This window comes from Candidatus Methanoprimaticola sp. MG2 (genome assembly GCF_047501175.1).
In the GTDB taxonomy this organism is placed as follows: domain Archaea; phylum Thermoplasmatota; class Thermoplasmata; order Methanomassiliicoccales; family Methanomethylophilaceae; genus Methanoprimaticola.
The window spans coordinates 42698-56347 of record NZ_JBEQWH010000006.1; the positions used below are offsets into that span (position 1 = coordinate 42698).

At 59.3% G+C, this 13650-nt stretch carries 10 protein-coding genes and 1 tRNA gene; 7 read left to right on the forward strand and 4 right to left on the reverse strand.

Annotation, left to right across the window (positions count from 1 at the left end; translation table 11 throughout):
- Positions 1-7: 7 nt before the first annotated feature.
- Genes V5D86_RS05805 through V5D86_RS05820 form a run of 4 tightly spaced genes read right to left on the reverse strand, consistent with a single transcriptional unit; the run spans position 8 to position 3904 of the window.
- Positions 8-748 carry a class I SAM-dependent methyltransferase gene (locus V5D86_RS05805; protein ID WP_414595746.1) on the reverse strand — a complete coding sequence of 247 codons (741 nt, stop codon included), beginning with the start codon at positions 746-748 and terminating at the stop codon, positions 8-10.
- On the reverse strand, positions 745-1509 hold the full coding sequence (locus V5D86_RS05810; protein WP_414595747.1) for an ABC transporter ATP-binding protein: 765 nt from the start codon (positions 1507-1509) through the stop codon (positions 745-747). Before V5D86_RS05810 ends, V5D86_RS05805 begins: the two co-directional genes overlap by 4 nt.
- Positions 1503-2630 (reverse strand): FecCD family ABC transporter permease, encoded by a 1128-nt coding sequence (locus V5D86_RS05815; protein WP_414595748.1) that lies wholly within the window; start codon positions 2628-2630, stop codon positions 1503-1505. Before V5D86_RS05815 ends, V5D86_RS05810 begins: the two co-directional genes overlap by 7 nt.
- On the reverse strand, positions 2630-3904 hold the full coding sequence (locus V5D86_RS05820; RefSeq protein ID WP_414595749.1) for a hypothetical protein: 1275 nt from the start codon (positions 3902-3904) through the stop codon (positions 2630-2632). Before V5D86_RS05820 ends, V5D86_RS05815 begins: the two co-directional genes overlap by 1 nt.
- A gap of 161 nt (positions 3905-4065) precedes the next feature.
- On the opposite strand from V5D86_RS05820, the gene V5D86_RS05825 reads away from it, so the two are divergent.
- The 7 genes from V5D86_RS05825 (at position 4066) to V5D86_RS05855 (ending at position 13645) form a co-directional block, all read left to right on the forward strand.
- The gene (locus tag V5D86_RS05825; protein ID WP_414595750.1) at positions 4066-4836 is read left to right on the forward strand and encodes a tRNA (adenine-N1)-methyltransferase; all 771 of its coding nucleotides are present in this window, start codon (positions 4066-4068) and stop codon (positions 4834-4836) included.
- A 202-nt stretch (positions 4837-5038) separates the two neighbouring features.
- A tRNA-Lys gene (locus V5D86_RS05830) sits at positions 5039-5115 on the forward strand.
- A gap of 103 nt (positions 5116-5218) precedes the next feature.
- Positions 5219-5491, forward strand: a complete 273-nt coding sequence (locus V5D86_RS05835) for a DNA-directed RNA polymerase subunit H (RefSeq protein WP_414595751.1) — start codon at positions 5219-5221, stop codon at positions 5489-5491.
- 4 nt (positions 5492-5495) lie between these two features.
- The gene (locus V5D86_RS05840) at positions 5496-9098 is read left to right on the forward strand and encodes a DNA-directed RNA polymerase subunit B (RefSeq protein ID WP_414595824.1); all 3603 of its coding nucleotides are present in this window, start codon (positions 5496-5498) and stop codon (positions 9096-9098) included.
- On the forward strand, positions 9095-11914 hold the full coding sequence (locus tag V5D86_RS05845) for a DNA-directed RNA polymerase subunit A' (protein WP_414595752.1): 2820 nt from the start codon (positions 9095-9097) through the stop codon (positions 11912-11914). The genes V5D86_RS05840 and V5D86_RS05845 overlap by 4 nt, the downstream gene beginning before the upstream one ends.
- Before the next feature lies 1 nt (position 11915).
- Positions 11916-13358: a DNA-directed RNA polymerase subunit A'' gene (rpoA2, locus tag V5D86_RS05850; RefSeq protein ID WP_414595753.1), complete on the forward strand. Its 1443-nt coding sequence runs from the start codon at positions 11916-11918 to the stop codon at positions 13356-13358.
- Positions 13358-13645 carry a 50S ribosomal protein L30e gene (locus tag V5D86_RS05855; RefSeq protein WP_414595754.1) on the forward strand — a complete coding sequence of 96 codons (288 nt, stop codon included), beginning with the start codon at positions 13358-13360 and terminating at the stop codon, positions 13643-13645. The genes rpoA2 and V5D86_RS05855 overlap by 1 nt, the downstream gene beginning before the upstream one ends.
- Positions 13646-13650 lie beyond the last annotated feature (5 nt).

The following is a 13650-nucleotide window of genomic DNA, read 5'->3' on the forward strand; positions in this document are numbered from 1 at the left end:
CCGTTCCTCACGGCCTCCACCAGATCGCATTCTTCTTGAACGGGATGCGCTCCTCCACCCTACCATTCACGGATTTGGATTGGAAATACCCGTGGATCCTGACATCCGTCTCCTCATCAGTCCCGTCCGGGAACAGGCGCGCACGATAGAATGACGCTATCTCCTCCACGCTCCTGGACATCCTCTTCTCGGCATCCCATGTTTCGACGGATGGATCGTGTCCCATCCTCTCGAGCAGGTCCAGTATAGGAGGGGATTCCGTGCAACGGCGTTCCACCTCCAGCATCTCGCAGACCGCATCCATGTGCGGGTCCATGGAATCCGTCCCGATGACGACATAGCATGTGCCCGTGCAGAGCTGGCACATGCGATCCAGTGAGCTTTGCGAGATGATCGCGGGGGTCATGTTTGCCAGAATTAGGTCATAGGAGCGGTCCAGCCCCCCTCTCCATCCGTCACTGTTCCAATCAGATGACATGAACTCGGCGTTCGGCACCCCTTCGGACTCTGCCAGCCTCTTCGCCTCGTGTATCATCGCCGGCGAGATGTCCAGACCGGTGACGCTGGAGAACCTAAGGGACAGTGCGATGGAAACCTGTCCCGCTCCGCACCCTATGTCCAATGCCGACCCGTATCCGCCTGTGTGCGTCCGACCTATGCACATCAGGAGCGCGTCCGATCTCCAATCGGGTATCGGCAGTTTAGCGAAGTCCTTCGCTCTGGAGTCCCATATCGTTTGCTCGTTCATGTCTGTGCCTCCACACTCGGAACGATCAGTGGGACCCCGTCCGATTCCGTGACCTTGCAATCCATGTCGTACACCTTTCCTATGAGGTCCGGTGTGATCGTCTCGCACCCTCCGGCGGACAATATCCGGCCATCCTTCATGAAGACGAATACGTCTGCATAGTGGACCGCCAGGTTGATGTCGTGCATGCTCATCACGGTGATCGTCCTGCCGTTGGATGCGGTGCTTTTGATGAGTCTCATCGTCTTGTGGGAGTTGGCGATGTCCAGGGCGCTGGTCGGCTCATCCAGGACCAAGAGGTCCGGTTCCTGCACGAGCGCTCTGGCGATCTGCACCTTCTGGAACTCCCCTCCGCTTATCTCGTCCGCGTAGCTGAGCGACAGCTCCGACAGGCCTATCCTGGAAATCATCGAGCTGGTGAGGTCCAGGTCGTTCCTGCAGTAGTTGATGTTCATGTAGGGGCGTCTTCCAAGCAACACCGATTCGTACACGGACATCTTGGCGGAGATCGCGTTCTGCGGGACGTAGGCTATCATCCTGGATCTCTCCCTGTTGGAGAGGTCGTGGACGTCCGAGCCGTTCAATGTCACATGTCCGGATTCCGGGTTTATGAAACCCATCATGCAGCGGAGCAGGGTGGTCTTCCCCGCACCGTTGCATCCCAGGAGCGCTACCGTGCTGCCGGGTTCGACATCGAACGCGGCCTTGTCCAGTATGCGCCTCTTGCCATACGAGAATGATACATTGTCAACATTCAGCACCTTCTACTCCTCCTTTTGCTGCTGGTGTACAATATGAACAGGAAAAGCGGCCCTCCCAGCGCAGAGGTCAGTATGCCGACCGGAAGGCTGGTGTAGAGGATGTCCGAGAACGCATACGATGCCACCATGCTGGAGACCAGCAGGACGGCGGCTCCGACCAGCGCGGACCCTGCCAGGACGAAGCGGAAATCGTTTCCGACGAGCTTTTTCACGATGTGCGGGGCTATGAGCCCTATGAACCCGATGATGCCTGTGAACGAGACCGCTAACGAGGTCACGAGTGCGGACACCACCAGGGCGACGATGCGAGTGCGTTCCAGGTTTATGCCGAGGCCTCTGGCAGTCTCGTCGCCCGTCTCCATGGAATTGTAGTCCCAGGCCTTGAATGCGAAATATGCCAGTGCGACCGATGTGACCGTCGCGATTATCGCGATGTGGTCCCACGACACCTTGTCTATGGACCCGAACTGCCAGAACACTATCATGGCCATGGACTGTTCGTCGGCCATGTACTGGAGGAAAGACAGTCCCGCCCCGAATATCGATGTGATCGCCATCCCTGACAGGACGATGGTCTCCGGTGTCGCATTTATGGCCTTTATCAGCCCAAGTATTATGCAGATCGACAACAGGGCCGCCAGGAACGCACAGATCGTGACGAACATCTCGTTCTGCACCAGAGGGTAGGACGATTCGACATTGGTCACTACCACCCCTCCTCCCAGCACTATCCCTATCGCTGCGCCGAATGCGGAGGCGTTGGACACTCCCAATGTGAACGGGGACGCCATCGGATTGCGCAACACGGCCTGCATTACCGCTCCGGATATCCCGAGGGCCGTACCTATGACGAGCGCCGCCACGGTCTTGGGCAGACGGGAGTCCCAGATGACGGACGAGTTCCAACTGCCGTCGGGGTGCAGGATGTAGTGTACTATCTCACCGTACGTCAGGTCGGTGGCACCTAGACCTATGGAATACGTGGCCATGACGACTATCGCCATTGCTATGGCCACAAGGATGAGGGATTTCCTCCCGGAATACCTCAGATATCCTTCAGTGAGGGAGTTCTCCTCCTCTATGTGAGGAGGGATAAGGGGTTTGTTCTGGGGGTCGGACATCATATCTCGACAAGTACGAATTTATCGTTGTCGACGGAGACCGCAACCTCGTTCAGCAGGCTGTACTCGTTGCCTCCACCCACGCTGTCATAGAACTTCTGCATGTCCTCCAGGGCACCCGATGCCCTGTCGCCGTAGAACACGGACAGGATCGAGCCGTACTTCTCCTGGAGCTGCACGTCGGTCATATCGTGTCCGTATGCCAGATCCGACACGTAGTACGCGTTGAGGAGGGTGGTCTCCCACGTGGTCCCCACGGACACCGCCGGCAGGATGATGTGCACGCGGATGTCGTTGTCCGGGTCGGAGTCGCCATTGATGGAGTGGATGTACTTCAGTGCGTTCTGGCTGTTGGGCGTGTTTATCTTGACATAGGTGGACGGGTCGATGAAGACGTCCGTTATGTCGTATTTCGACAGTTCCTCCGCGGAGGCGAGCTGGTTCATCACCTGGTTCGCGCTGCCTGCCGGGACCGCGCTGTCGACACCGTTTATCGTCAGTGCTATGTTGTTCGGGAACACTGACAGCAGGTCATTGAGTCCACGATAGGGTATCCCGGTCACATACCCCTTCACGTCCGTAGTTTCTCCACGGAGTTCGGAGATCTCGCCCAGGATCTTCTCGAATCCGGATATTATCTCGTTCGCGCGTTCGGTGTCTCCGAGGACCTTCCCCATGAGCTCGAAGGTCGCCTTGAACTCCTCGGTCAGCTTGTAGTCCTCCGTCCAGAAGGGTGTGGTGTCGTACCCTCCCATGTCATCGATGACGACGAGGGCGAAGTGCTCTGCCAGGTTGTCGCAGACATCCTTGCACGAATTGTATGTGGTGTCGTTCACTATGATCAGGCTAGGGGACAGTTTCCCGATGTTCTCGTAGTCCGCCGAGCTTATGTTGTCGGTCTCATGCGTCTGAGCCTTGGAGATTATGTCCCTGTACTCGTCGATGTATGCGTAGGTGAGTCCTGATGGCGCGTTGACGGTCTCCGTCTTGATCACCAGATCAACCATCTTCAGGTTCTGCATCCCCTCATCGAAGTAGGAGAGCATCCTGACGGATCCGAGCTTACCGACAGTCACGATCCCATCGTCCAGGTTCGTGGGCACTTCCACGGTACGACCGAGGAAATCGGTCACCGTGATCGTCTCGCCGTCGGGGGTATTGTCGTCGCCACCGTCCTTTGATCTATCTTCTGTCAATATGACCGCGGCACCTGCGATCACAATGACGATCGCAACCGCGGCTGCGATGATGATCCTATGGTCTATTTTCATCATTGGATTAATCATCCAATTCTATATTTGAATATTTCTTATTTTGAAATATCTGCAACGTTTCCCTACGACCAGATTGTATGTCCGGTCCGGCAGTCATGCCCATGTTTGCCCGCGGGTCCTAGTCACGGAAAACATTTCTATCGTGATTGTGTGCGAGTGGTATGACGTTCAAGGAAGGCGAGACCGTATTCCTGGAGGGTGCGGACGGGAAGAGACACTGGCTCAAAGTGTCGTTCGGAATGGTCAAGGTCCAGGGACTGGGCGCGTTGGACGGTTCCAAGCTGGACGGTCTCGATGACGGGGACACGCTCACGGTGGTCGGTCGCGAGTACACGGTGTTCCGTCCCGGTGCGATGGACCTGGTCGGGTCCCTGGAGAGGGGAGCCCAGATTATCACCCCCAAGGATGCGGCATCCATCGTCATGAACTGCGACATAAAGTCCGGCGACCGTGTCCTGGAGATAGGCGCTGGGTCCGGAGGGCTCACCACGGTCCTTCTGACCGCGGTCGGACCGGAGGGCCTCGTCCACACGCTCGAGCTCAAGGATGAGAACGCCAAGAGGGCCGGGAGGAACGTCGCACGCACAGGCCTGGACGGTAACTGGTCGTACACCATCGGAGATGCGCGCGAGGCGAAGCCGGACATAGACTGGCAGGCGGACGCGCTCACCATCGACATGCCGGACCCCTGGCTCGCGCTCGACAACCTGGACCCGTGCCTCAGGAACGGCGGGAGGATCTGCGCATACGTCCCCAACATGAACCAGATGGAGGCCATCGTCATCGCCCTTCGCGACAAGGGATACTCGGACGTCCGTGCCCTGGAGAACATCCAGAGGTTCATGGAGGTCCACAAGGGAGGGGTCCGCCCATCGTTCGATACGCTGGGGCATACGGCGTACCTGATCTTCGGCAGGAAGAGGTCGTCCTGATTCCGATGTCCGGTCCGGCCGTCGGTGTGCGGTCGGGCCTGATAAATACTGAAATGGTATTGTCCGAAACCAGACCTTATGGTCTGCCATCGGTTTCTTTTGACCGATATTCGCATTTTTCCGAGGATCGGTGAATTCCGTCTTCCGAATTTATTATATATAAGTAGCCGTTGAGTGCTCATACAGCTTTAAGCTATCCATTGGGCCTGTAGCTCAGCTAGGTAGAGCATCTGACTTTTAATCAGGTGGTCAAGGGTTCGAATCCCTTCAGGCCCGCCATATGGACTTCATGAGCGATCAAACGGCGGATCAAGTATGAGGAAAGCATGCATGGCATTTCTCTGAAACCATTATCCAGCTGGACCGGGCTGGGCAGAAGTAGGTGAATCACTTGGCAGCAGAAACTAACTTCAATGTGCTCAAGCACGTGCTCGTTCCCGAGCACCACCTTCTCGATCCCGAGAAGGCAGACGAAGTGCTCCAGGAGATGGGGATCACCAAAGGGCAGCTTCCTAAAATCAGGAAAAGCGACCCGGGGATCAAAATCTTGGAGACCATTCACGGACCCATCGATGAGGGGAGGGTCGTGAAGATTGTAAGGAAGAGTGAGACCGCGCAGGAGTTCGTGGTCTATAGGCTCGTTACGAGGGGGTGAGTGACTGAGGGACCTAGTAGATCTTTATTTCAGCGAGCACAACATTGTAAATCACCACGTTTCTTCGTTCGATGATTTCCTTGCGACGGCTGACAACCTTGACAGCAGGATGCAGAGGATCGTCGACGACATTCGTGTTCCGACCGATGACGCCGAGAGGGGGATCATCAAGCTGGACCCCGAGAGGACCGGCGGAAGGAACATCGAGATCCACATCGGAAGGGCCAGGGACGAGGACGGCAACGTCGACCTTCAGGCGAAGCCCACCATCCGCGTCGAGGAGCCCAAGGCCATGGAGGCCAACGGTTACAGCCACGAGCTCACGCCCATGGAGGCGAGGCTCAGGAACCTCAACTACATGTCCCCCGTCTTCGTCAGGTTCGACGTCTACGAGGACGGAGAGGAGAAGGACATCCCCGAGAACGAGAAGTGGATCCATGTCGGAGACCTCCCCATGATGGTCAGGTCCTCCGGATGCAACCTGAACCGTCAGGTCATGGAGAGGCACGCTGAGCGCGCATTCACCGACAAGGAGTACATCGACGAGCTCGTCAGACAGAGGGAGGACCCCAGGGAGCCTGGAGGATACTTCATCATCGGCGGGACCGAGAGGGTGCTCATCACGCTCGAGGACCTGGCCCCCAACAGGGTCATGGTCGAGTACAACGAGAAGTACGGCGCCGCCGTGGAGGTGGCGAAGGTGTTCTCCCAGAAGGACGGATACCGCGCACTGACGCTCGTCGAGAAGAAGAAGGACGGCATGGTCATGGTCTCCGTGCCCGTCGCCTCCGGAAGCATCCCGCTCATCGCCCTGATGAAGGCGCTCGGGATGGAGTCCGACGAGGAGATCTTCGAGACCATCGTGTCCGACGATGCCATGGCGAACATCGTCTATGCCAACATCGAGGCATCCTTCGACAAGAAGACCTACGCCCCCAACGGTTACCACACCCAGGAGGACGCCATCCTGTTCCTCGAGAGGAACTTCGCCGCCGGTCAGGCAAAGGAGTACAGGACCAAGAAGGTCGAGAGCATCCTTGACAGGTCGCTGCTGCCGCACCTCGGGGACTCGCAGGAGGACCGCATGAAGAAGGCCATCTTCCTCGGCCGCGTCGCGCGCTCCGTCCTGGAGCTCGGACTCGGGAAGAGGAAGGAGGACGACAAGGACCACTACGCCAACAAGAGGCTCAAGCTCTCCGGGGACCTCATGGAGGACCTCTTCAGGACCAGCTTCAGCAGCCTCATGAAGGACCTGAAGTACCAGCTCGAGAGGAACTGGGGAAGGAAGAAGTCCGAGATGAACATCGCCTCCTCCATCCGTCCCGACCTGCTGACTCACAAGCTCCTCCACGCCCTGGCCACAGGAAACTGGGTCGGCGGACGCGCTGGAGTGTCCCAGCTCCTCGACAGGACGTCCAACCTTTCCGCGATGTCCCACCTCAGGAGGATCACCTCCTCGCTGACCAGGAGCCAGCCTCACTTCGAGGCCCGTGACCTTCACCCCACCCAGTGGGGAAGGCTCTGTCCGTCGGAGACCCCGGAAGGACAGAACTGCGGTCTCGTGAAGAACGCCGCGCTCATCATCGACGTCTCCGAGGGATTCCCCGAGTCCGATGTAAAATGGATGCTCAGGGAGCTCGACCTGGAGACCGTCAAGTCCGGTACCGGTGCGAGGGTATACGTCAACGGGGACCTCGTGGGAACTCACGCGGATCCCGTGAAGCTCGTCTCCGACATCAGGGAGCGCAGGCGCTGCGGACTCATCTCCGACGAGATCAACATCCGCTTCGATTCTGATCTCAACGAGGTCATCATCAACTGCGACGAGGGACGTCTCAGGAGGCCCCTGCTCATCGTCAAGAACGGGAGGCTCGCCCTCAACCGCAAGCACATCGAGGGCATCCGCGAGGGCAAGGTGAAATGGAACGACCTGTTCCGCGAGGGCATCATCGAGTGGCTCGACGCGGAGGAGGAGGAGGACGCGCTCGTCCTCATCGACGCATACGACGTGCCCAGGAGATGCCCCTGCTGCGAGCATGCGCTCTCCAGGACCGACGTCGACTGGATGAACCCCGGCAAGGACGGCGACGCCGTCCTCAAGTGCAGGTGGTGCAACGACGAGTTCGACGTCCCGACGAAGGTCGCCGCCGGATACACCCACATGGAGGTCGATCCGATGGTCATCATCGGTGTCGCCGCCGGAATCGTCCCATATCCCGAGCACAACTCCGCACCCCGTATCACCATGGGTGCCGGAATGGGTAAGCAGGCCCTGGGTATCCCCACAGCCAACTACAGGATCAGGCCCGACACCCGCGGACACCTCATGCAGTACCCCCAGGTCCCGATGGTGCAGACCCAGACCATGGAGTACATAGGATACAGGCACAGGCCTGCGGGACAGAACTTCTGCATCGCCGTCCTGTCGTATCACGGATACAACATCGAGGATGCCCTCGTCATGAACAAGAGCTCCGTCCAGAGAGGACTCGGAAGGTCCACGTTCATGAGGTCCTACCGTGCGGAGGAGCGCCGCTACCCAGGAGGGCAGGAGGACCACTTCGAGATCCCCTCGCCCGACATCATGGGTGCCAGGGCCGATCTGGCCTATGCGGAGCTCGGAGAGGACGGTCTCATCGCCCCCGAGAGCGAGGTCCACGGCTCCGATGTGCTCATCGGTAAGACTTCGCCCCCCAGGTTCCTCGAGGAGGACACCGACTTCCTCACCCCCCAGAAGCGCAGGGAGACGTCCGTCACCGTCCGTCCCGGGGAGAAGGGATACGTCGATTCCGTCATGATCACCGAGTCCGAGAACGGATGCAGGCTCGTCCGTGTCAAGGTCAGGGACGAGAGGATCCCCGAGCTGGGCGACAAGTTCTGTTCCAGGTTCGGACAGAAGGGTGTCGTCGGAAGGCTCGTCGACCAGTGCGACATGCCCTTCACGTCCGACGGTGTCACCCCCGACCTGGTCGTCAATCCCCATGGAATACCCTCTCGTATGACCATCGGGCACGTGCTCGAGATGATCGCAGGGAAGGTCGGGTCCATGGAGGGCCGCATAATCGACGGTACCGCGTTCTCCGGCGAGAACGAGGACTCCATCCGCGACGGGCTCGTGAGGAACGGGTTCAAGAGGGACGGCAAGGAGGTCATGTACGACGGAAGGACCGGGCGCATGATCCAGACCGAGGTCTACACCGGGGTCATCTTCTACGAGAAGCTGCACCACATGGTCAGCGGGAAGATGCACGTCAGGTCCAGGGGACCTGTCCAGATCCTCACCAGGCAGCCCACCGAGGGACGTTCCAGGCAGGGAGGTCTCAGGTTCGGAGAGATGGAGAGGGACTGTCTCATCGGTCACGGTGCGGCCATGGTCATCAAGGACAGGCTGCTCGACGAGTCCGACGGTACAGTCCAGTACATCTGCGGCAACCCCAAGTGCGGACACATCGCGATCAAGGACAGGAACGGGGTGCTGTACTGCCCTGTGTGCAAGAACCACACCCACATTTACCCTGTCCAAACATCCTACGCTTTCAAGTTGCTGATGGACGAGCTCCTGAGTATGGGTGTCGCCATGAGGCTTCAGCTGGAGGACCTTAGATGACAGCAGGAATCACAAAGAGGATCGGATCGATCAAATTCTCCTGCGTCTCGCCTGACGAGATCAGGAAGATGTCTGCGACGAAGATCATCACCGCGGACACCTACGACGACGAGGGCTATCCCATCGAGATGGGTCTCATGGACCCCCACATGGGGGTCATCGAGCCCGGACTCCGCTGTAAGACATGCGGATGCAAGGTCGACGAGTGTCCCGGTCACTTCGGGCACATCGACCTGGCCATGCCCGTCATCCACGTCGGTTTCATCAAGGACATCAAGATGCTCCTCGAGTCCACGTGCTGCCAGTGCGGCAGGCTCATGCTCTCCGAGGACCAGATCAAGTCCCGTCTCGAGAGCATGGAGAAGATGGAGGAGTTCGGCGGGGACACCGTCGAGTTCAAGAACTATTCTAAGGAGACCGCCAAGGACGCGTCCGGGAAGGGCGTGTGCCCCTACTGCGGCGCCGAGCAGATCAAGATCAAGCTCGACAAGCCCACCACCTTCAGGGAGGTCAACGACAACCACAAGATGACCGCCAAGGAGGTCCGCGAGAGGCTCGAGCGCATCCCCGACGACGACCTGAGGGCCCTCGGCATCGATCCCGAGACCTGCAGGCCCGAGTGGATGGTCCTGACCGCGCTCGCGGTCCCTCCCGTGACCGTCAGGCCGTCGATCACGCTCGATTCCGGAGACAGGTCCGAGGACGACCTCACCCACAAGCTGGTCGATGTCCTGAGGATCAACCAGAGGCTCAGGGAGAACCGCGACGCGGGTGCTCCCCAGCTCATCGTGGAGGATCTCTGGGAGCTCCTGCAGTACCACGTCACCACGTATTTCGACAACCAGACGTCCGGCATCCCCCCTGCCAGGCACAGGTCCGGCCGCCCGCTCAAGACCCTCGCCCAGAGGCTCAAGGGAAAGGAGGGGCGCTTCAGGTCCAACCTGTCCGGAAAGCGTGTCAACTTCAGCGCGCGTACCGTCATTTCGCCCGACCCCCTGCTCTCGATCAACGAGGTCGGGGTGCCGGTGTTCGCCGCGAGGGAGCTCACCGTTCCCGTCCACGTCAACGCTCACAACATCGAGAAGATGCGCGAGCTGGTCGCCCGCGGCCCCAACCCCGGGTCCGACGACCCCTATCTCCCCGGTGTCAACTATGTCATCCGTTCCGACGACAGGAGGATCAGGGTCACCGAGAAGAACGCCGAGACCGTCGCCCAGGACATAGACATCGATTATGTCATCGAGAGGCAGCTGGTCGACGGGGACGTCGTGCTGTTCAACAGGCAGCCCTCCCTGCACAGGATGTCCATGATGGGTCACCGTGTCAGGATCATGAACGGCCGCACGTTCAGGTTCAACCTCTGCGTGTGCCCCCCGTACAACGCCGACTTCGACGGGGACGAGATGAACCTCCATGTCCTCCAGAGCGACGAGGCGCGTGCCGAGGCACGCATCCTGATGCTCGTTCAGGAGAACATCCTGTCCCCCAGGTACGGAGGTCCCATCATCGGGGCCATCCACGACCACATCACCGGAGCCTACTTCCTCACCCACGGTGTGGACGGAGGCCCCAGGTTCGACAGGTTCGAGGCATCCAACATCATGTTCAAGCTCGGGGACATAGACCTTCCCGAGCCGAAGGTCGACGAGGCGACCGGGGAGAAGTACTGGACCGGGAAGGACCTCTTCTCGACCGTGCTCCCCGACGACTTCAACACCACGTTCAAGGCTAACGTCTGCCAGAGCTGCGACCGCTGCGAGAAGGACAACTGCCCCTACGACGCATACGTCAAGATCAGGGACGGGAAGCTCGTCTGCGGTACCATCGACGTCAAGGCGATCGGGAATAGCAAGGGGAAGATCCTCGACAGGATCGCCAGGGACTACGGGGCGGACCGCGCCGCGCAGTTCATCAACCAGGTCACCAGGCTCGCGCTCGGCTCGATCATGAACCACGGGTTCAGCACCGGTATCGGCGACGAGGACATACCCGAGGAGGCCGCGCTGCAGATCGCCAACAACACCCAGGACTGCATAGACAAGGTGTCCAACCTCGTCCAGTCGTACCAGGACGGGACCCTCGAGCAGATGCCCGGAAGGTCCCTCAGGGAGACCCTCGAGGTGTCCGTCATGAAGACCCTCGGAGAGGCTCGTGACGGTGCCGGAAAGATCGCAGGGAAGCACCTCGGAATGTCCAATCCCGCGGTCATCATGGCCAAGGCCGGTGCCCGTGGGTCCATGCTCAACCTGTCCCAGATGGCGGGTTGCGTCGGTCAGCAGGCCGTCCGTGGAGAGAGGCTCTCCAGAGGATACTGGAACAGGACGCTCCCCCACTTCCAGAAGGGTGACCTCGGAGCGTACGCGAGGGGCTTCTGCTCCAACTCGTACAAGTCCGGGCTCTCCCCCACGGAGTTCTTCTTCCACGCCATGGGAGGAAGGGAGGGACTGGTCGATACCGCCGTCCGTACGTCCAGGTCCGGATACATGCAGAGGCGTCTCGTCTCCGCGCTGGAGGACCTTAAGCTGACCGCCGACGGAACCGTCAGGAACACGGCCGGCACCGTCGTCCAGTTCTTCTACGGGGAGGACGGGGTCGATCCCTCGAAGGCCGTCCGCGGAAGGGCGATCGACATGGACGACCTGTTCTTCGAGGTCCTCGGAGACGATTACGCGGAGCTCCTGCACCTCGACACGAAGGATGTCGGAGGCGACTACGGATCCCTCGAGAAGGACGAGATGGAGTACACCGAGGACGAGGATTCCGAGGATTACGACGAGGACAGCATGGGAGACGACTACGAAGGAGGAGGTGAGTGATATGGCAAGGAAAGACACGCTCAAGGCGCTGATCACCAGGGAGATATCCGAGGAGACGGCCGCCCTGCTGCTGACCAAGTACACCTCCCTGACCGCGATCGCCAATGCGGAGGTCGCGGACCTGGTCAACCTGGGACTCATGGAGGAGGAGGCCCTATCCGTCCAGGCGAAGATCGGGAAGAGGAAGCCCACGACATCGTCCAAGGCCAAGAAGGAGGTCGAGGAGGTCGTCCCCGTCGAGCCCATGGAGGAGGTCGTCAAGGAGTACGCGCTCAACGAGCTAGAGTCCAAGCTCAGGGACATGGCGGTCGACCTAGGCGTCAGGCTGCCCCTGAAGGTCATAGTGGACATCGCGGGACGCATCAAGAACGCGGACCTGCCCGAGGACAAGATGCAGGCCCTGCTGGTCCATGCGTCCGAGATGTACACCAGGCACATGATGGACCAGAACGAGTCCGCAGGGGTCATGGCCGCCCACTCCATCGGAGAGCCCGGTACGCAGATGAACATGCGTACGTTCCACTACGCGGGAGTCGCGAACGTCAACGTCACCCAGGGTCTGCCCAGGTTGATCGAGATCGTCGATGCCAGGCGCATCCCCTCGACCCCGTCGATGAACATCCCCCTGATCGGTACCGCCGCCCAGGATGAGAACATCGCCAAGTCCGTCGCCTCGAACATCGAGATCACGACGCTCCTGGATGTCGCATCCGTCGAGACGGACATCACCAACATGAGGCTGATCATCGTCCCCGAGCCCCGCAAGATGGATGCGAAGGGATTGACCGACGACGACATCGTTGAGAAGCTCAAGAAGGTCAAGGCGGTCAAGGGAATGGTGGAGAAGGACGGGTTCGATATCGTCGTCACGTCCGACGAGCCATCCTACAAGAAGCTCCAGCTGATGTTCGATGCCATCAAGAATGCCAAGATCAAGGGCATCGACGGCATCACAAGGGCCATCCTGTCCAAGACGGAAGGTTCCTGGAAGATCGTCACGGAGGGAAGCAACCTCAAGGAGGTCCTGAAGGTCGAGGGCGTCGATGCTGAGAACGTCATGACCAACAGCATCCTGGAGGTGGCCGACGTCCTCGGTATCGAGGCCGCAAGGAACTCCATCATCCACGAGGCTATGGGAACCCTCGGAGAGGCTGGACTGGACGTCGACATCAGGCACATCATGCTTGTTGCCGACCTTATGACGAATGACGGATACGTAAAGGCGATCGGAAGACACGGAGTCTCTGGTAAGAAATCATCCGTGCTTGCAAGAGCAGCCTTCGAGATCACCGCAGCACACCTGCTGCACGCCGCAATGGTGGGCGAGACCGACCCCCTCGAGGGAGTCACCGAGAACATCATTGTCGGACAGCCGGTTACACTGGGTACCGGCGCTGTAAACCTTATTTACACCCCCAAGAGAAAAGACGGAGATGAAAACTGATGAGTGACGAAAAGATCGATATTAGCAGGGCGCTGAAATCCGCTATCACCACCGGAAAGGTGGAGTTCGGCGTCGACCAGACCGTGAAGGCCGTCAAGGACGGAAAGGCCCAGATGGTCATCCTTGCGAGGAACTGCCCGTCCGCTGAGCTGACCGGCAAACTCGATGTCAAGGTCCACGTCTACGACGGTAACAACATGGAACTCGGCGCACTGTGCGGAAAACCCTTCTCTGTGTCCGCCCTCGTGATCATCGACAAGGGCAGCTCCAACATCCTTACGCTGTGATGAAT